This is a genomic window from Acetobacter sp., assembly GCF_052102375.1.
Classification (GTDB): domain Bacteria; phylum Pseudomonadota; class Alphaproteobacteria; order Acetobacterales; family Acetobacteraceae; genus Acetobacter.
In genome coordinates this window covers 1-17,206 of record NZ_JBQDXI010000024.1, presented here as the reverse complement: position 1 = coordinate 17,206, position 17,206 = coordinate 1, and the positions used below count along the sequence as shown (strand labels likewise).

General features: G+C 53.7%; 20 protein-coding genes. 11 read left to right on the top strand and 9 right to left on the bottom strand.

Annotated features, from left to right (window positions below; all coding sequences use genetic code 11):
• The first annotated feature begins 18 nt into the window (after window positions 1-18).
• Entirely contained in the window at window positions 19-2,202 is a 2,184-nt protein-coding gene (locus ACTIDN_RS10355; RefSeq protein WP_441376982.1) for an FUSC family protein, read from the top strand.
• A 4-nt stretch (window positions 2,203-2,206) separates the two neighbouring features.
• On the opposite strand, the gene ACTIDN_RS10350 is transcribed toward ACTIDN_RS10355, so the two are convergent.
• Complete coding sequence (locus ACTIDN_RS10350; protein WP_441376981.1) at window positions 2,207-3,253, bottom strand: glycosyltransferase family 61 protein; 1,047 nt, start codon at window positions 3,251-3,253, stop codon at window positions 2,207-2,209.
• A 143-nt stretch (window positions 3,254-3,396) separates the two neighbouring features.
• On the opposite strand from ACTIDN_RS10350, the gene ACTIDN_RS10345 reads away from it, so the two are divergent.
• On the top strand, window positions 3,397-3,849 hold the full coding sequence (locus tag ACTIDN_RS10345) for a hypothetical protein (protein WP_441376980.1): 453 nt from the start codon (window positions 3,397-3,399) through the stop codon (window positions 3,847-3,849).
• Between the two features lie 2 nt (window positions 3,850-3,851).
• Here ACTIDN_RS10345 and ACTIDN_RS10340 read toward each other — a convergent pair whose 3' ends face one another.
• Window positions 3,852-4,868, bottom strand: a complete 1,017-nt coding sequence (locus ACTIDN_RS10340; RefSeq protein WP_441376979.1) for an enoyl-CoA hydratase/isomerase family protein — start codon at window positions 4,866-4,868, stop codon at window positions 3,852-3,854.
• A gap of 62 nt (window positions 4,869-4,930) precedes the next feature.
• On the opposite strand from ACTIDN_RS10340, the gene ACTIDN_RS10335 reads away from it, so the two are divergent.
• Together ACTIDN_RS10335 and ACTIDN_RS10330 are read left to right on the top strand one after the other, a co-directional pair.
• Window positions 4,931-5,425 (top strand): flavin reductase, encoded by a 495-nt coding sequence (locus ACTIDN_RS10335; protein ID WP_441376978.1) that lies wholly within the window; start codon window positions 4,931-4,933, stop codon window positions 5,423-5,425.
• A 44-nt stretch (window positions 5,426-5,469) separates the two neighbouring features.
• Complete coding sequence (locus ACTIDN_RS10330) at window positions 5,470-5,607, top strand: hypothetical protein (RefSeq protein WP_415508284.1); 138 nt, start codon at window positions 5,470-5,472, stop codon at window positions 5,605-5,607.
• A 33-nt stretch (window positions 5,608-5,640) separates the two neighbouring features.
• Here ACTIDN_RS10330 and ACTIDN_RS10325 read toward each other — a convergent pair whose 3' ends face one another.
• The 3 genes from ACTIDN_RS10325 to ACTIDN_RS10315 are packed head-to-tail and all read right to left on the bottom strand — an operon-like array spanning window position 5,641 to window position 8,112.
• Window positions 5,641-6,435, bottom strand: coding sequence for a metal ABC transporter permease (locus ACTIDN_RS10325; RefSeq protein ID WP_441376977.1), 795 nt, complete (start codon window positions 6,433-6,435; stop codon window positions 5,641-5,643).
• The gene (locus ACTIDN_RS10320; RefSeq protein WP_415508282.1) at window positions 6,428-7,240 is read right to left on the bottom strand and encodes a metal ABC transporter ATP-binding protein; all 813 of its coding nucleotides are present in this window, start codon (window positions 7,238-7,240) and stop codon (window positions 6,428-6,430) included. The genes ACTIDN_RS10325 and ACTIDN_RS10320 overlap by 8 nt, the downstream gene beginning before the upstream one ends.
• Entirely contained in the window at window positions 7,237-8,112 is an 876-nt protein-coding gene (locus ACTIDN_RS10315) for a metal ABC transporter solute-binding protein, Zn/Mn family (protein ID WP_441376976.1), read from the bottom strand. The genes ACTIDN_RS10320 and ACTIDN_RS10315 overlap by 4 nt, the downstream gene beginning before the upstream one ends.
• 160 nt (window positions 8,113-8,272) lie before the next feature.
• Here ACTIDN_RS10315 and ACTIDN_RS10310 point away from each other — a divergent pair, with 160 nt between their 5' ends.
• Both ACTIDN_RS10310 and ACTIDN_RS10305 read left to right on the top strand, forming a co-directional pair.
• Window positions 8,273-8,833 carry a Fur family transcriptional regulator gene (locus ACTIDN_RS10310; protein ID WP_441376975.1) on the top strand — a complete coding sequence of 187 codons (561 nt, stop codon included), beginning with the start codon at window positions 8,273-8,275 and terminating at the stop codon, window positions 8,831-8,833.
• Between the two features lie 255 nt (window positions 8,834-9,088).
• Window positions 9,089-9,493, top strand: a complete 405-nt coding sequence (locus tag ACTIDN_RS10305; RefSeq protein WP_441376974.1) for a hypothetical protein — start codon at window positions 9,089-9,091, stop codon at window positions 9,491-9,493.
• A 195-nt stretch (window positions 9,494-9,688) separates the two neighbouring features.
• Here ACTIDN_RS10305 and ACTIDN_RS10300 read toward each other — a convergent pair whose 3' ends face one another.
• Window positions 9,689-10,342 (bottom strand): histone, encoded by a 654-nt coding sequence (locus ACTIDN_RS10300; protein WP_441376973.1) that lies wholly within the window; start codon window positions 10,340-10,342, stop codon window positions 9,689-9,691.
• Between the two features lie 315 nt (window positions 10,343-10,657).
• Here ACTIDN_RS10300 and mtnA point away from each other — a divergent pair, with 315 nt between their 5' ends.
• The 3 genes from mtnA to ACTIDN_RS10285 all read left to right on the top strand — a co-directional run bounded on the left by mtnA (window position 10,658) and on the right by ACTIDN_RS10285 (window position 13,418).
• Window positions 10,658-11,764 carry an S-methyl-5-thioribose-1-phosphate isomerase gene (gene mtnA, locus ACTIDN_RS10295; protein WP_441376972.1) on the top strand — a complete coding sequence of 369 codons (1,107 nt, stop codon included), beginning with the start codon at window positions 10,658-10,660 and terminating at the stop codon, window positions 11,762-11,764.
• Between the two features lie 127 nt (window positions 11,765-11,891).
• On the top strand, window positions 11,892-12,386 hold the full coding sequence (gene ybaK / locus ACTIDN_RS10290) for a Cys-tRNA(Pro) deacylase (RefSeq protein WP_441376971.1): 495 nt from the start codon (window positions 11,892-11,894) through the stop codon (window positions 12,384-12,386).
• Window positions 12,387-12,527: 141 nt separating this feature from the next.
• Window positions 12,528-13,418, top strand: a complete 891-nt coding sequence (locus ACTIDN_RS10285) for a DUF2272 domain-containing protein (protein ID WP_441376970.1) — start codon at window positions 12,528-12,530, stop codon at window positions 13,416-13,418.
• A gap of 22 nt (window positions 13,419-13,440) precedes the next feature.
• Here the strand turns inward: ACTIDN_RS10285 and ACTIDN_RS10280 are convergent, their stop codons facing one another.
• Entirely contained in the window at window positions 13,441-13,848 is a 408-nt protein-coding gene (locus tag ACTIDN_RS10280) for a rhodanese-like domain-containing protein (RefSeq protein ID WP_441376969.1), read from the bottom strand.
• A 115-nt stretch (window positions 13,849-13,963) separates the two neighbouring features.
• On the opposite strand from ACTIDN_RS10280, the gene ACTIDN_RS10275 reads away from it, so the two are divergent.
• Both ACTIDN_RS10275 and ACTIDN_RS10270 read left to right on the top strand, forming a co-directional pair.
• Complete coding sequence (locus ACTIDN_RS10275; protein WP_441376968.1) at window positions 13,964-15,004, top strand: cysteine synthase A; 1,041 nt, start codon at window positions 13,964-13,966, stop codon at window positions 15,002-15,004.
• Window positions 15,005-15,060: 56 nt separating this feature from the next.
• Window positions 15,061-15,474: a DUF3574 domain-containing protein gene (locus ACTIDN_RS10270; protein ID WP_441376967.1), complete on the top strand. Its 414-nt coding sequence runs from the start codon at window positions 15,061-15,063 to the stop codon at window positions 15,472-15,474.
• A 74-nt stretch (window positions 15,475-15,548) separates the two neighbouring features.
• Here the strand turns inward: ACTIDN_RS10270 and ACTIDN_RS10265 are convergent, their stop codons facing one another.
• Window positions 15,549-15,974, bottom strand: a complete 426-nt coding sequence (locus tag ACTIDN_RS10265; RefSeq protein WP_441376966.1) for a PadR family transcriptional regulator — start codon at window positions 15,972-15,974, stop codon at window positions 15,549-15,551.
• 594 nt (window positions 15,975-16,568) lie between these two features.
• Window positions 16,569-17,033, bottom strand: a complete 465-nt coding sequence (locus tag ACTIDN_RS10260) for a hypothetical protein (protein WP_441376965.1) — start codon at window positions 17,031-17,033, stop codon at window positions 16,569-16,571.
• Window positions 17,034-17,206: the final 173 nt, after the last annotated feature.

The window sequence follows — 17,206 nt, the reverse complement described above, 5'->3', positions numbered from 1 at the left end:
AATCAGCATGCTCCTGCCATGTTCGCCGACGATGCACGGTGGCAAACAACCCTGCGTACAGCAGCCTACACAGCCCGCGTGTTTTTAGCAGTTGGCATAGCGCTTTTTCTGGCTTTCACCTTTCAGCTCCAATCTCCCATGAGTGCCGCCACAACCGTGCTTATTGTGGCCAACCCCACAGTAGGGGCCATTGTGTCCAAAAGTGTCTGGCGCGTTATTGGCACTTTGCTTGGCGCGGGTATCAGCGTGGCCGTGATGGCGGCCTTTGTGCAGTCACCCGTTCTTTATTTTGCGGCACTGTCTGTCTTTATTGGCCTGTCCTGCATGATGGCCACATTTCTACGCCTCTTCCGGGCTTATGCTGCGGTGCTGACCGGTTACACTATTGTTATTGTGTCCTCACCGGCTTTTGCAAACCCGGACTCTATTTTTCTGGCAGCCATGGGGCGGCTCTCTGCTGTAACAACGGGGGTAGTCGTCTCCGCTTTTGTATTCATGCTGACCACGCCGCGTGCTCCAGCCAAAATACTGGCGACACTGCATGACGCGTTTCGGGAAACGGTCCGTCACGCGCTTTCTTTTCATGACGCAGAAAGTAGCCGTGCCTCTCCCGCGCAGGCCGCAGACGTTATGGATGAGCAAGTAACCGGGCTGGAAAACACCTCATCCACTCCAGCCTTCCGTGGGCTACCTCAGCCACTTTATGACAGCCGTGGCCGCCTGCTGGCCCGTATGACTGGACTTGGCCCCGCCATTGAATACGCCGCGGCGGATGACCGGGACATGCAGGCCCGTGTCACGCATTTGCGCATAGGCCTAAGCCGCCTGACCGGGCTTATTGTAACATATCACCCCTACTGGCTTAACCTCTCTCTTGCCAATGGGGCCTCCTGTCAGGTGCACCGTGATGTAGCCGAGACACTGCGCACCATTCTTACCCTGACAGAGCAGGACGGCTGGGAAGAAAACCCCAAAGCTGTGTCTGACACCATTCATGTCACGTTAAGAAAACTGGATGCGCTGGAACGTGAAAACCCTGCCCCCAGTGTTCTGGCCTCGCTTGATAATACGCGGGATGTGCTGATCCAGCTTGATCTGGCGCTTAAAGATATTACCACGCTCCGCCCCGCTCGTGTGCCTTTTAAACTGAACACCTATCTAGAGTGGCCCATGGCCATGCGGAACGGCGCGCGCGGTATGTTTATTGCACTTCTGGCTGGCATGCTCTGGTATATTTTCCATTGGAGTGCTGGGCCAATGCTGATGCTGTATGTTGTGGCAGCCTCCAGCTTGCTCTCCACCACGCCCTCCGCTGCCAAGACCAGCCCGCTTATGGCGGTAGGAACGGCGCTGGCTATTCCAGCAAGTTTCCTATGCCATGTGATCGGCCTGCCGCGTATCGATGGCTATCCGCTTCTGTGGTTAACACTCTGTGTTTTTTTGCTGCCGGGTGTGTGGCTCCAATTACACCCCCGCTATAGTATTGGGGCATTTGGGTATGCTGTCTTTTTTACCATGATGCTCTCGGTCACCAACCCGATTGTGTATGATGACCTGACACTGACAAACAACTGGGCCACCATGGTTGTGGCCTGTATTCTGCTCGTGCTGGTCTTTCGTGTCATCCTTCCGGCAGATCACCGGCTGGATGCTGCAAGACTGGTCAGTTCCCTGACCCGTAGTGTGCAGCGCCTTGCCACCTCCCGCCACAACAAACCCGTACTGTGGGTGGCGTGGGAAGGCCTCCAGTTACAGAAAATCTCTCGTCTTATTATGCGTCTTTCTTTTTTGGGTGAAACGGTTGACCGCACAGGCTACACAGATGCCGCCTTTGCAGCCCTCTCGCTGGGGCGGTTGATTGTGCGCCTCCGCTGGAATGCGGGCCGCACCACACTGGCCCCGCAAGCCCATGCGGCCTTGCTGGACGCTCTGGCATCCTTCAAGACACTGCATGAAGCCCCAGACTTAACGGCGGCGCGCCTGCTACAGGCGGCACAAAGTATTAGCTCGACACCTCACCCCCAGAGCTCCTGCCTGCCAAGAGAACGCGTTGTCTCCTGCCTTGAGCAGGCGGCCTATATTGTCTCATCTGTGCCCGGTTTTTTTCACCGCTATGGGCCATTGCAGCTTTCACCTGATATTCGGGGGGCGCATGCGGCCGTGACAGAACCCGTACCGCATCATCACGCGGTGTTCGGGTAAGCGCTTACGCACTCAGGCTGGCTGCTAGCTGTGCAGGGTCAATGCTAAAGGGCTCATCCCAACTCATGGTATCGGGGGTCATTGGGCCCCGTATTTCTGTGTAATTCAGGCCACGCAATCCGGCTATAAAGGAGAAAAACGTATCGGGCATTGTGGCTGGAGCCAGCACGATAGTGTGACAGCCGGGCGGGCAGAAAACCATATTGGCCATGCCTACGCCCATAACCCCAACCACGCACGCCGCATTCTTAAAAAGCCGGACTTGCTCCAGAAAGGTCAGGTGTGCTGGATCAACACTGATAAAACCCTTCTGCTGCAAAACGCTTTGGCAGTCTGCTTCATTAGCTACCCTGCGGGCGCTCTGTTTTCTCTCCACGTAAATCTTCATGGGCTCACTTTCCGGCAGACTCATCCGCATGGCATCCGTGCGGGCAAAAGCCTGCGGGGACATATAAACCCCATGCTCGGTCAGTCCGTGAACCAGCACCAGCTCTTTAAAAAAGCAGACATCCTGAGTATGCAACGGCAGATACGCATAGTGTCGTGCTGCCGAGAGCGCGATGGAGTCCCGTATTACGCTCTGCATGGCATTGGCCAAAGCGGGCACCACCAGAGTGGTAACGGCCACACGGTGTTCAGCCGCCCAAAGTTTTGGCAACACCTCCACAAGCCAGTGACCGTAATTATGGTCGCCCCGTTTGCGGAGGAGCAGGCTTGGTTGCTCTATGCTCTGATAAGTGCCCTGAGTAGTCAAACGCTCATAGGCCCTTTGGCATTCTTGGTGGTTATGCTGTGTAATGCTCTGGGTAATCAGTTTTCTATCCTGCGTAAAAACCAACCCCTCTTCTGTCACGAAAACATCAAACAGTTTTGTAACCTGAATAGGTCGTGCGGCATGTTGGCCCGTCAACCAGCCCGGTCGCATAGCTTCAAGAATATGCGGGGGAATCAACTCCAGATTTTGCACACGCGGCGCAGGAAGCATGAACGCTGGTGAAAAAAGAGGGGTTAGCTCATGGCGATGTACGGAATTTATATCAACTGTCAGCATGGACACATCGTTTCATATCCAAGAACAAACCCTATTTTATCGTTTTCAACCGTGCGTCAGACAAGAAAAGCTTAAATTTCTTGACGAGACAGTACTCTCTATAGCGTGTTGCATGAACTCATTGTTAATGTTTTATTCCGACTATGATTCCAGCCTCCCTTTTATCGCACACTCTGAATTTTGACCCTGACGATGACAAAAGCGGCACTGTATCGGTACCCAGAAATGTACTGCTGTTCCTTTTAAAGGCTTACCTGGCTCAGCAACCTTTTGATGAAGCGGCTTACCTGCAAGCAAACCCGGATGTTGCCCTTGCGGTACAGGAGGGCAGATTTGAGTCAGGCAAAGACCATTTTTTGCAGAGAGGGTATTGGGAAGAACGTGCCGTGAACGGCACGCAATTTTGTGAGGAGTGGTACCTCCGGCAAAACCCGGATGTCGCCATTGCCGTGCAGTTGGGGGACTGGCCCTCCGGGCAGGCGCATTATCAGGCCTACGGCAAGCGTGAATGGCGTAGCCCAACTCCTGACTTACAAAGCGATTTTGAAGGCTGGCGGCATCTCTTCACGCCGCCCTCTGCCCCCTCTACGCGCTGAGACTATCCTTCAAAACAAGCATGAACCTCCGCCATATCAACAGCGGCCAAGGTGCCGGGCGTCCATTGCGGAGCGCCATCACGATCAATCAGTCTGCTTCGCACACCCTCAATAAAATCTTTCCGCCGCACCAGATGGCTCACCAAAGCTTCTTCCTGTTCGAAAGCTGCCTCCAATGATGTCAGGTTACGGGCGCGGTGCCATGCCTCCCACGAAAGCTGGACAGAGAATGGGCACGCTTGAGACAGGGCAATAAGATCTTTCTGCCCTTCCTCTCCCCCATGTTCTGCCAGATTTCTGACTGCCGTAGCCAGATCTGGCGCATCGTAACAGGCATCCAACTCCTGCACATCAACCGGTGGCACAGGCGCGATCAGAGCAAAAACTTCGTGCACGCCGCGCTTTTCAAGCAAAGCCGCAATATCTGGCAAAGCTTCGGCTGGCACCATCCGATCAGCAAACCCTGTCATGACAGCCCCGATGCCATTCATACGGTTGCCTGTGACAGCCAATCGCAGACCAGAAAAACCAGGGGCACGGCTTAAAATCCAGGATCCACCTGCATCCGGGGTCAGGCCAATACCAGTTTCCGGCATGGCGATCACGGAGTTTTCCGTCACAACACGATAGGTAGTATGGCCACCCAGCCCAATTCCTCCCCCCATAGCAATACCGTCCAGAAAGGACACTGTAGGTTTGGGGTATGCTGCTATTTTTCGCATTACCGCATAAACACCGCTCATGGCCTGAAACGCCACGTCCGTACCCTGTTGGGCAATCAGCGCGTGTAACGCCTTAAGATCTCCCCCGGCACAAAACGCACGCGGGGACGAACTCTGAAACAGTACCACCTGCACCTCTGAATCATCCCGCCACGCATCCAGTACGCGGCTTATGCCTTCAGCCATGCTCAGATCCACGGCGTTCAGATGACTTGGCCGGTCCAGTATAATGCGGCCAAGATGTCCTGCACGTTGAGTTTTAACTGTTGATATCCCTGAAAGACGATCGTCAGTCATTGCTTTCCTTCTTCATTCATGCACAAAACATTGCAACCTTACGATAAACCAGAGGAGAGCAGATGTCGGCCTTGGAGACCAGTGCCTTCCGCGATGCAATGTCCCGGCTGGGTGCCGCTGTTAACATTGTGACAACCGGAACACAGACCAACCCCGTTGGGTTCACTGCTTCGGCCGTCTGTTCTGTTACGGATACCCCGCCGACCTTACTTGTTTGCCTCAACCGCAGTAGCCGTGCGCGGAACGCTTTTATGGAAGGGGGGACACTCAGCGTTAACGTGCTGTCTTCCGCCCAGCAGGCGCTGTCCAACCACTTTGCCAGCCCCAACACTATGGCTGAACGTTTTGCCTTGGGCCACTGGACAACATTGGCAACTGGCGCTCCAGTTTTGGAAGAAGCCGTGGCCACGTTTGACTGCCGCGTCAGCCAGATTGTAGAAGTAGGAACACACAGTGTGCTTTTTGCCCTTGTGGAAGGGCTACGGGTCAACCAGAATATGGGCGGTCTGGTGTATTTTAACCGGGCCTATCATCCCCTGCCCCACACAACACTTTGATGGCCTTTCAGCAAGACGCAGGGCTTTGTAAGGATTAAAACACCATGAGCCTGTTGAAAAAGAAGAAAAAAGCAGAGACTGAGGTGCCCGTTATTGATATGCGGGCCTTGATCTACCTACATATCGGGCTGATTATTTTTCTGGTGTTCTGGACGTGGCTGGATTGGTCCCTACCACAGTAAGCACGTCTTCTACAGAGTGCGGGTGGCTAGAGCTTAACGGTCAGACAGCCGCTGCGCGCCGCATGTCAGCAAGAAAACTATCCCCCCGATAAGGGCAATCCAGAAGGATGCTGGGGCATCAGTATACCAGGACAAAACCAGTCCGCCCCATGCCTCAGCCACCGCTAGAAAAACCGTCCCGGCAAGGCCTAACAGGGGCGAAAGCCCCATCCGCAGTAGCGTTGCCGCGGGGGCGACCATCAGCGTGAATACCAGCAAAATTCCGGTTATCTGCGCGCACTCCGCCGTTGCAAGAGCAACAAGAGCCAGAAAAACCACATCCAGCAGACGAATGGAAACGCCTTTGGCCTCAGCCAACTCCGGTTGCAGCGATGCAAAAAGCAGGGGGCGAGACAGAAACGCCAGCACGGCAAGGCAACCGGCACTTAATACCAGCAACCATAACAACATGGACCGGCTTACACCGAGAATATCACCAAACAGCAGGGCTGTGGCCGCACTGGCAGCGTGGGTCAGGAAATGAAGGAACAAAGCTCCCAAGCCAAGTGCAACAGAGAGCACCAGCCCAATCATAACGTCCCGCCCCGCTGTGCGCTCACCAGCAAAACCCATGAGAACGCCAGCGCTCAGCGCCCCAAGCGTCATGCCGGATAATGGTGAAAAACCAAGCAGCAAAGCGCCTGTCGCCCCGGCAAAACCCACATGGGACAAAGCATGGCTTGCAAATGTTTGCCCACGCAGCACCAAAAACCAGCCAACCGGCCCACACACAGCCGCGACCAGAAAAGCAGCGCAAAACGCTATCCGCATGAAGTCATAGTCAAGCATGGGTATGCCCCCCTGTGCAGTCGTGCGGTTGAAGGGCAGCGCCGCCCCCCTCCGCCACCACAAAGACGCGGCCACCCGCACGCACCACATCGACCGGCGCATTGTAAAGGGCCGTCAGGGCATCCGTTGTAATGACCTCATCCACCGTGCCCAGAAGAGCCTTACCGCGCGCCAGATACAACACATGGTCCATCAACCCGAGGAGCGGATTAATGTCATGAGCAGACATCAGAACGGTCATGGCCCGTGCCTGCGCCAGAGCATGAATACGCGCCGCTGTTTCCCGCATACGGGCTGGGTCAAGGCTGGCAAGCGGTTCATCAAGCAGCAGAAGCGAGGGGTTATCCAGCAAGGTCTGGGCTAATAACAACCGTTGCCTTTGCCCCCCGGATAAAGAGGCCACTGGCTTTTTTGCCAGATCCTGTGCGTCCACGGCTTCCAGTGCGGCATCCACCGCTGCACGGCCTGCACGCCCGCACCAAGGCAGGCCCCATGCCTGCCCTTTTCTGGCAGCGGCAACCATATTCCAGCCAGTAAGCTGCCCACCCACCAGTTTGCGCATTTGGGGCATATACCCAACAGCGGAATTACCCTGATGCACCGGCACACCCTGCACTCTCACGGTGCCGGACTGTAATGGTTCAAGACCTAGCAGAGCACGAAACACGGTTGTTTTACCTGCACCGTTAGCGCCCAGCACGCCCACAAAACTTCCTTTGGGCACCGCAAAGCTGATGTCCTGCAATACAACCTGCCCACCACGCGCCAGTGTAACGTGCGAGACTTCAAGCGCGGGTGTGTTCACTGTTTCTTCCCGAGTGCCTGTATAACCTGCTCAATTGTCTGCCCAACCCATGACTGCCAATGCAGCCCTTGTGGCATGATTTCCTGCACTGGCAAGACGGGAATGCCCTTTTGCCGGGCAAGGGCTATCAACCGCTGCACGGAAGGCCGGTCCGCCTGCGCATTATACGCCACCATACGAATACGTTGCTGCTCTATATCATCATGAAACGCAGCGACAGCAGACGCTGGTGGCTCAACATCATTCATGATGGCAAGCTGAAACGCCTGCTCTTTCATAATTAAACCCAGACTCTCTGCCAGAGGCGTAAAAACTGGCTCGGTTGCAGCCACAACCATACCGCCTATGAGTGCGCGTGCCTGTACTGCCTGCTGCTCGACCTGCCCCACAGCGGATAAAACCGCAGCACCCCGGGTTGCATAAGCCGCTGCATGGGTGGGGTCTGCCTGCTGGCATTCTGTGACCAAGCGCTCCACAAAAGCCCTGACAACTTTAAAATTATACCACAGATGCGTGTTGTCACCCTCGTGCCATGCCATGACATCCTGCGCCCTCACCAGCCGAGGAGGCTGGCCAGAGCGGGCGGCAACAAGGCGGTCAATCCACGGGTCATACCCGGCACCATTGGCCACAATCAGGGTGGCATCGTGCACAACCCGCCCCTCTGCCGGGCTAGGTTCAAAGAGATGTGGGTCCAACGCAGGCTGTGTCAGAATCGAACGTACCTGCATGTCTGGCTCAGCAACCTGCTCAGCCAGATCGCCCCAGGTATTTTCAGCCGCAATAAGGAGGGGGCGCGCCTGTGCCGTCACCGCTCCCAGGCTGAGGCCACACACCATAAAGCTGGACAGTATAGAAACAGGACACCGCATTTATCAGCCTCATACCCAGGACCATACCACATATTCCGGCAGGCTTTTTATCGTGATGTGATAATATAACATATTTCGTGCAATCATCAAACCAGCCAAATCTGTTCTTCCTCTTCCTGCTGGCGTATGGTTTGCAGGTCGTGATAATGAATACTGGCCCATGAAAAACTCTTCACACACACCCCCCATTTTTACCGATCCCCTGACCCCTGCCATGCAACATTTGCTGGACCGGGCGACAGCAGTGTGTGCAGAGCATGGCGCACGCATGACACCGCAACGGCGGGAGATACTGGGGCTTATTCTGAGCGCAAAAACTCCCGTGGGAGCCTACGACCTGCTGGAACGCATAAAAGCTCCTGACCGTAAACCTGCGCCACCAACCGTTTATCGCGCTCTGGACTTTTTGCTGGAGCAGGGGTTGATCCATCGGATTGAGCGGCTATCAGCTTTCGTGCCATGCACCCATCTACTGCATGACCGGCAGACACCCGAATGCACCCATAATCACGATCATGACAGCATGTGCCTCCACACTGCGCAGTTCCTCATTTGCCGGGACTGTAAGAGTGTTACTGAAATTACCACCCCAAAAGTACTCGAATCCGTTCGGCAGGCATGCCGGGATGAGGGGTTTATCGTCAAAAGCACCTCCATCGAGATTGAAGGCCTTTGCGCATCCTGTGCCTCTAAGCAGACACCTCACGCTCCTCACTCCTAAAAGGCCGCTGCGTTCCCTCAGCATCTGGAGGATTAAAAAGGGCGGCGCGCTATATGATCCCTTTTGTATAACAGACTGTAGAGGACACTGGCCGTGAGTGTTTCCCGCAAGTCCCGCCTTATACGCTCTCAAACGCCATATCTTCCGGACCTTGACCTCCCGTCTTGTAAGTCTCTCACTCGGGCCAAGAACCACGCTTTTACCAAGAGAAGCAGACTAGGCTCTCAGGAAAAACAAAAGGATCGCTCTGCCTCAATGCAGGCGGATCTATTTACAGCCCCTCTGCCAGCACGCCTCAGACAGCATTTGAACGCGCAGGATGTGAGGTTAGCTTACGTGCCACACGGAGCCTTGAAGCAGCCACACCCTAACGCGCTGCACTGGCTTTATCACGTTACCACCCCCGATAAAGCCACATCTTATTTTGACCATGGCATTACGCTCAGTCGTAAGGATCCGCTTTTGTTAACCGAAGCGGCTGGTATTTCTGCCTGGTTGGGGATGCTTCATTCTGACAGCCAGCATATGCTCAGACACAACCAGTTTTGCGTATTACGCCTCTACCGGAAAATGGTGATTGAGCTTTTAGAAGCAGATGCTGACCAGACAACACAGTTTCAGGCACCCTGTTACTGGCTGACAACAGCCCCACCCGTCTGATTGTATAAAACTCTCAAACTCCATCCTGTGTTTTAATAAAACAGGAACAAAAGGAGATCATATTTTATTTTTGATATTTATGCCTAAGGCTGCGTTGCTTTAAACTCTCCTGCGCTTAACGCACTAAATTCCTGAAAAAAAAGCCAGACCCCATGACAGGATCTGGCTTCTGACCAACGTCTAAAGACTGTTGTTTCAGGCTTTACGGCCACGTGTGGCACGAGCAGGCTTGCGGCCACGTGCGCCTTTACCGGATGTCGCTTTTTCTGCTTCAACAGCTTCTGCAGCCAGACGCTCATAACGCTTACGGCGGCGCGTTTCCTGCACAATACGCAGTTTTTCCACCGCTGACAGAACAACTTTTTCTTCAACAGGCGCAGCAGCAACCCGGGTTTTACGGGTTTTTACGGGCGCTTCTTCTACAACAGTCTTTGCAGTTTTCCGGGTAGCCTTAACGGGCTTGGGAGCTTCCACAACAACATTTGAGCGACGGCCCCGACGTGTTGGGGCTGGTGCTGGCGCACTTTCTTCAACAACAGCGGCCGCTTTGCGGCGTGTGGCACGCGCGGGCTTCACAGCAACCTCTTCTACAACCTTACGGCTTGCACGGGTTGCTTTTGGCTTTTCTGCCACAGCTTTTTTGGTCGTAGCAGCTTTGGCTGCACGCACGGGTTTAGCCGCAGGGGCAGCTTTCACAGCAGCACGGCGACCTTTTGCTTTTGGTGCAACTTCTTCTTCCACCACTTCTTTTTTCACCGCGGCAGGGCGACCACGGCGCGCAGGTGTCGTTTCAACGCGGGCTGCTGGTGTTGTGCGTGCCGTAGTGCGGCGCTTTTTGGTCTCGCTCATTCAAAACTCCTCTAACTCAGTTTTTTATAAAATTCAGATCATATAAGACTGTTTTAAAATACGGCTTTGAAATTTCATACCAAAACCATATTACAGAACACCTCTACGCTCTGAAATATCTAGCCCTACATAACAAAATACCAAGAAATTGCAAAAAATACTTTCATCTTTAAAGAAAAGCGTTCAGCACCAAGGTTACAAGGAGGTCATTTCTATACTCCTCCGTCACGCATGCGCGTGCTGCATGGTAAAATCTTACTCTATCTATTAAGTTTCCCCTGACATTCCTCTTCACGACCATCAGGACTTCAAAGCATGAAAATCAACGGCGTTCCCTATCGCAGCGTATGGCTGGATGAAAAAGATGGCTGGTCAGTGCATATCTTTGACCAAACGCGCCTCCCTTTTTCTCTGGACATCCTGTCTCTGACCACACCGGAAGAGGTTGCTCAGGCTATTTGCACCATGCAGGTACGCGGTGCGCCACTAATCGGTGCTGTTGCCGCTTACGGTTTGGCACTGGCATTGCGGCAAGATGCTTCAGATAATGGCTTGGAAAATCAGGCCGCTATGCTCGCAGCAACACGTCCTACGGCCATTAACCTCCGTTGGGCCATTGACCGAATGCTCGCCCGCCTCCGCCCCCTTCCCGCTGGGGAGCGTGTGGCAAAAGCTTATGCAGAAGCGGGGGCTATCTGTGATGAGGACGCCGCACAGAATGAGGCGATCGGTTGCCATGGGCTACAAATAATTCGGGATATCGCAAAAACCCGTCCCACAGGGGAACAGATTAATATTCTGACCCACTGCAACGCAGGCTGGATTGCAACCGTTGACTGGGGTACGGCGCTTGCCCCCATTTACATGGCGCATGATGAAGGCCTGAACGTGCATGTATGGGTTGATGAAACACGCCCGCGGAATCAAGGAGCTGCCCTGACCGCATGGGAATTGGGAAGCCACGGTGTGCCCCACACTGTTATTGCCGATAATGCAGGCGGCCACCTGATGCAGCATGGCAAGGTAGATATGGTCATTGTCGGCACAGACCGCGTAACAAGGAGCGGAGATGTTGCGAACAAGATTGGCACTTACCTAAAGGCTCTGGCTGCACAGGATAATGCCGTTCCGTTTTGGGTGGCCCTCCCCTCCACGACCATTGACTGGACTGTAGCCGATGGCGTTCAGGAAATACCCATTGAAGAACGTGCCGCATCAGAAATCACCCATGTTGCAGGCCGGGACCCGCAAGGCAAACAGACTACCGTGCAAATTACGCCTGATGGCAGCACAGCCGCCAACCCCGCTTTTGACGTAACACCCGCCCGCCTGGTGACAGGCTTGGTAACCGAACGCGGTTGCTGCCCTGCAACAGCAGAAGGCCTGAGAACCCTTTTTCCGGAAAGCAGCCCATCGGCATAGGTCTGTTCTCTGTAGCGCAGGCTGCCATGCGTTTACCCTTTCTTGACGCATGGCCCGCCCGCTCCGATAAACAAACCGTGAACCAGTAACCCGGTCTCCCGCAGGCTATTTTGACAAAGGATGCCCCATGTCACAGACGAAAATAGAAACCCCAACAACCGATTTTCTGACGGCTCATGGCATACCTTATACAATGCACGACTATGATTATGTGTCCGAACCGGGAAAAATTGGCATTCAGGCTGCAGCCGGAATTGGTATCGACCAAGAAAAGGTCTTCAAGACCCTCATGCTTGAAATTGATAAAAAACAGATTGTCTGTGCCGTCATACCTGTGCACCAGAAAATGAATCTGAAAAAAGTTGCAGCTCTCTTCGGGGGCAAAAACGCCCGGATGCTGAACGCTGAGAAAGCCGAGGCGCTGACAGGTTTTCAGGTTGGGGGCATCAGTCCATTCGGGGCCCGCACACAAGTTCCGGTGGTGTTTGAGAACGCAGCCCTCCGGCAGGATATCATGTATATCAATGGAGGTGGACGCGGGCTTGTTGTGGGGCTGGACCCCAAACAAGCCATTGCCTGTGTCAACGGCCAGACAGCCGACCTGACAGTGGAAGCCGCCTGAGTTCTGATCAACAGACGGGCAAAAAAGCGACAACCCTTACGGAAAATCTGCCGCCCTCTTTTCGCCCACAGCAGAGCGGCTTATGCATAAACCAATGGTAACTCCGGACTGTCCGGGGTGATGTGTCTGGATGGAGACAAGATGTCGCGCAGGTTCTCTGTTATCTTGCTAGCTCCGCTGTTTGTTGCAGCGTGCGCAACCAAACCAACCCCGGGCGCAGCCCCAACGGCAGGTGGCTCTTCAGGCGCTGGGTCTTACGGCTATAATGCGCATGTGCCAGACTTTGCCACACGCAACTACACTCCCTTTAACAGGCAGGATGTTGTGGCTATTGCCATGCGGGAATGGCGGCTGTTCGGCAGCCCGGTCAATGATGATGACCCGGAATTGCGGCCAGAACCTCAGACCGCTGCCGTAAAACCCGAGCGCGCCCCCGGCCTGTGGCAACGTGTGGGTGAGTATTGGTGGATTGGTATGGACCCGGACACAACAGAGGCCTCCTGGACCGGCAAACATGACGGCAACGGTCGCCTGACCGATTTTGTGCATGATGGAAATTATGCGTGGTCCGCCGCTTTCATCTCTTATGTCATGCGGATAGCAGGGGCCAACAGCCGTTTCCCCTACTCTCCTAACCATGCCACCTATATTAACGCTGCTGCGGCTGGTCAGTCTCCTGTGCTGCGGGCGCATGACCCGGCAGAATATACTCCAAAACAGGGTGATTTGATTTGTGTGGGTCGGGGGCGCGCCAAAACAGCAGTGCAGTTTTCCAGCCTGCCAACATCCTACAGCTTCCCGGCTCATTGCGGTTATGTTGTTGCAACGGGGCAGCATGGTCAGCCTTTTGGCAACCAGATCAGCATTATTGGCGGCAATATAGATGACGCCGTGGCTCTGACCCACGTGCCAACAGACACACAGGGCCGCATTTCAGCTCCATCCGGCAAAAGCTACGATACTCGTTACCCTTGGTGTGCCGTACTGGAAGTACTGTTCGATGCAGAAGCGGAGCCAGACGCGGGGCTCTAAAACCCCGCCTCTGGAATACCCGTTAAGCCTGCCGCCAGGGCAGCCCTGCATGTTTCCACCCTGCAATGCTGCCCCTATGGCCCGCAGAATCAAGCGGGCCCTCAAAACCATCCGCCACATTATAGACTGTCGCATATCCAGCCGCCTGCGCTGCTTGGGCGGCCGCAAGGCTGCGCATCCCGGAGCGGCATATAAAATAGACCGGTGCGTCCTGCCTCACCCCGACTTGCTGAAGATCCTCAGCAAAACGCATATTGGGTGTGCCCTCCATATCCTGCCAGCTTACCAGCACCAAACGTTGCGCGAGGTTACTGAGGTCTGGAACACCTACCAACTGCCACTCGGGCATGGTGCGCACATCTACCAACACCGCCCGATCATTTTGCTGAAGTACAGCCCAGACCTCCGCGGCGGAGACTTCTGCTATCATCGTATTACTCCTGTTTGGCAGATAAGAGTTTTTGCATCACGCTGTAACCCGCTTTACTCTTAAACCAGCACGCAGCACACTGCACATGCTGTACACGACAAGAAGGTGCAACTGGATGACTGAAAGCACTATTTCCACCCCACTACCCGGCTGGACCTCGGCTTCTGCCTCGATGCCGCTGGCTGTAGGGGGCACACCCCTTATCCGCCTGCGTAAAGCTTCCGAGGCAACAGGCTGTGAGATTTACGGCAAGGCAGAATTCATGAACCCCGGCGGTTCGGTTAAAGACCGCGCTGCTCTGGCCATTATTGAAGATGCTGAACGCAAAGGGCTGCTGAAACCCGGCGGCACATTGGTGGAAGGCACCGCAGGCAATACCGGTATTGGTCTTACACTGGTGGCCAACGCGCGTGGGTACCGCTGCATTATTGTTATGCCGGAAACGCAAAGCCGGGAAAAAATCGACTTTCTACGCATGATTGGCGCAGACCTGCACCTGGTTCCTGCCAAACCTTACAAAGACCCCGGCAATTATGTGCATGTCTCTCGCCGTTTGGCGGAGGAAGGCGGATATGTGTGGGCCAACCAGTTTGACAACCTTGCGAACCGTGAAGGCCATCGCCACACCACAGCTCCAGAAATCTGGCAACAGCTTGAGGGCAAGGTAGATGCCTTTACCTGCGCCTGTGGTACTGGCGGCACTCTGGCAGGTATTGCCCTTGGTTTGCAGGATGCCGCACAGAAAGCCGGTGTTAAGGCTCCCCACATCGTCCTGGCAGACCCAGAGGGATCCGGGCTGTACGGCTGGGTAAAAAGCAATGACCTGTCGGTGCAGGGGTCTTCCATTACGGAAGGTATTGGCCAATCCCGCGTAACCGCAAATCTGGAAGGTGCCCCCATTCAGGACGCGGAGCGCATTCCTGACCCGGAAGCACTGGAGATTATTTACAGCCTGCTGATTGATGAAGGGCTTTCAGTAGGGGGGTCTTCCGGCATCAATGTGGCCTCAGCCATACGCACGGCCCGTAAACTTGGCCCAGGGCACCGTATTGTCACCATTCTGTGTGATGGCGGGGCACGGTATCAATCCAAACTGTTCAACCCGGAATTCCTGCGGGGCAAGAACCTGCCCGTTGCACCATGGCTGGACAAATAAAAAACTCTTTGCACATCACCTTCTGCCGCTCTTTTGCGGCAGGAGTGATTGCTTTAGTGACCGGCTGCACCGCTGCTCATACCCCACTTCCCGACATCACACACTCGCAGGGCGAGGCGGCGTCACTATGTCAGGCCTTAAACGGGCATAACATGCTGTCCGTTACTCTCATGTTCGGGCTAAGCCGCCCCGACGCACCAAACGTCACGCAAGCGGAGTCGAATGCTTTTTTACACAATACCGTAACGCCAAGCTTTCCATCTGGCTTATCTGTGCTGGAAGCGTCTGGCCAATGGCAAGACAGAGAAACTGGCCGGATTGTTCAGGAGCCTGCACGTCTAGTGTACATCATAACGCCCCTCACACCAGACCTTGCACAAACCCTCAATACAGTGCGGGGTGCTTACGCAAAGCGTTTTCAACAGCAATCTGTGGGGCTGGTCATAAAACCCGTATGCTCCAGTTTTTAAAAACAGAAGGAGATGGCAGCCACAAAGCCACCATCCCTCCGAATTAAGATTTTGTGGCGTGAAGTACGAGGCTCTCAGACCTGCTCAATACTAGATGCTGCATTATCTAATATAGCGGCAATTTTTGCTTCAACATCTCCATCAAAGCTACCATTCCGTAACCGGAGGCGCAAAGCTGTCTTTAGGTTTTCCATGGCGCGCATAACGGGCACAGGTACATTTCGGCGGCCGCCCCTGCCCTCGTGATCTGTCATCGCAGCCCGTGCAAGGATGCTTTCCGTGACCCCTGGATTAGAGGCCAGAAACTCAGTCCCTTCATCGGTTATGCAATAGCTTTTACGGCCATTCCCATCGGTTGGCCGAATGTAGCCAGCTTCTTCAAGCCATGTGAGGGTTGGGTAAATTACGCCGGGGCTAGGCGTGTAGCTGCCGCCAAATTTCTCTTCAATAGTTTTGATAAGTTCGTAACCGTATGTTGGTTTTTCAGCAATAAGGCTCAAAACCAGATGTCTGATTTCACCATAATCAAAAAGCCTCGTGCGACCTTCTCCATGGCCTCTACCCCGCCCATGATGGTGTCGTGGACCGGGAGAACCCTGCCGACCTTCAGGAGAAAATGTGTGGCGATCGTGACCGCCTAGATGTCCGTTTCTGTGTTTCATAATCCCGATATAAATCTCGATGTATCTAATGTCAAGATATATCGGGATAGTGAAATTCCGATAGTCCTGCCGGTCCGGCCACCGCACAAAAATAGAGCCAAAGACTCATATAAGGCTTTGTTTTAATTTATTTTTCTTAATATTTGCGCAGACCTTCTGTTCGATTGTTTTCCCCGTGGTCGTCACGACACTCCTTTTCTCATGTGTCGAAATTTATGGAAAACACTCTGGAGAAACTGTTGCCAGCTGCAACCAGAAAAAACAAAGCCATTTGCCAGATTTCTAAGTAAAAGTACGCTCCATCTAAATGACTATGAGGCTCAGCAATCATGTGCACAAAAACAAAATGGGGGGCCTCATAAAAGACCACCCATTGTACATCCGAGACAACATTTTCTCGGTCAGACTATAGTATTAGAATTCTAACGTAGATTAGTTGTAAACAAGTTCAAAATAGATGCTACGACCGTAATTCTCTTTTGCTTCTAAACGATTAAGGTGCTTTCCATAATACATGCGCGTATGCGAACCAGCCAAATTAGAAACCTGATATTTAATACGCAGGTCGTCTGTGATGTCATGCCATGCGCCAATGGAGAGGTCGGGCTGAGAGCCGTAACCATAGATCTGTGATGGGTCATCATTCAAACCCTCAAGATATTTGGCCGAGTAATCAAAAGACGCTTTGATAGCACCTCGTATTTGCGGAACATGCCACGTTACACTGCCATTAAAAACGTATTTGGGCTGTTCTATCATCTGGTGGAGTTTGTAAGAAACGCCAGAACCTTCGTAGGTCATACGACCGCGCATCCAGGTACCGCTGGCATTAATATCAAAAGACTGCTTCCATGGTCCTTTGATATTACGATTAACAAACGAAACCTCCACCCCCATGAGTGTAGAAGTATTAGAGTTACGGGGCTGCGTAACATAGGTTAACTGATCATCAATAAGCTCTGTCGAGCGCGTCTTATAAATATCATGTTTGATGATCTTGCTGAAATACGCAACACTTAGAGCCCTTTTGGAAATTCGCTATGATAGGTTTTCAAGAGGTTTTGAGCGTG

Excerpts from the sequence above, each read along its gene's own strand:
- ACTIDN_RS10355 (WP_441376982.1), top strand. The coding sequence starts at position 19 with ATGTTCGCCGACGATGCACGGTGGCAAACAACCCTGCGTACAGCAGCC.
- ACTIDN_RS10260 (WP_441376965.1), bottom strand. The coding sequence starts at position 17,033 with ATGGGGGTGGAGGTTTCGTTTGTTAATCGTAATATCAAAGGACCATGG.
- ACTIDN_RS10310 (WP_441376975.1), top strand. The coding sequence starts at position 8,273 with ATGAAAAACTCTTCACACACACCCCCCATTTTTACCGATCCCCTGACC.
- ACTIDN_RS10305 (WP_441376974.1), top strand. The coding sequence starts at position 9,089 with ATGCAGGCGGATCTATTTACAGCCCCTCTGCCAGCACGCCTCAGACAG.
- ACTIDN_RS10330 (WP_415508284.1), top strand. The coding sequence starts at position 5,470 with ATGAGCCTGTTGAAAAAGAAGAAAAAAGCAGAGACTGAGGTGCCCGTT.
- ACTIDN_RS10335 (WP_441376978.1), top strand. The coding sequence starts at position 4,931 with ATGTCGGCCTTGGAGACCAGTGCCTTCCGCGATGCAATGTCCCGGCTG.
- ACTIDN_RS10275 (WP_441376968.1), top strand. The coding sequence starts at position 13,964 with ATGACTGAAAGCACTATTTCCACCCCACTACCCGGCTGGACCTCGGCT.
- mtnA (WP_441376972.1), top strand. The coding sequence starts at position 10,658 with ATGAAAATCAACGGCGTTCCCTATCGCAGCGTATGGCTGGATGAAAAA.
- ACTIDN_RS10315 (WP_441376976.1), bottom strand. The coding sequence starts at position 8,112 with ATGCGGTGTCCTGTTTCTATACTGTCCAGCTTTATGGTGTGTGGCCTC.
- ACTIDN_RS10285 (WP_441376970.1), top strand. The coding sequence starts at position 12,528 with ATGTCGCGCAGGTTCTCTGTTATCTTGCTAGCTCCGCTGTTTGTTGCA.
- ACTIDN_RS10325 (WP_441376977.1), bottom strand. The coding sequence starts at position 6,435 with ATGCTTGACTATGACTTCATGCGGATAGCGTTTTGCGCTGCTTTTCTG.
- ACTIDN_RS10280 (WP_441376969.1), bottom strand. The coding sequence starts at position 13,848 with ATGATAGCAGAAGTCTCCGCCGCGGAGGTCTGGGCTGTACTTCAGCAA.
- ACTIDN_RS10345 (WP_441376980.1), top strand. The coding sequence starts at position 3,397 with ATGATTCCAGCCTCCCTTTTATCGCACACTCTGAATTTTGACCCTGAC.
- ybaK (WP_441376971.1), top strand. The coding sequence starts at position 11,892 with ATGTCACAGACGAAAATAGAAACCCCAACAACCGATTTTCTGACGGCT.
- ACTIDN_RS10350 (WP_441376981.1), bottom strand. The coding sequence starts at position 3,253 with ATGCTGACAGTTGATATAAATTCCGTACATCGCCATGAGCTAACCCCT.
- ACTIDN_RS10340 (WP_441376979.1), bottom strand. The coding sequence starts at position 4,868 with ATGACTGACGATCGTCTTTCAGGGATATCAACAGTTAAAACTCAACGT.
- ACTIDN_RS10300 (WP_441376973.1), bottom strand. The coding sequence starts at position 10,342 with ATGAGCGAGACCAAAAAGCGCCGCACTACGGCACGCACAACACCAGCA.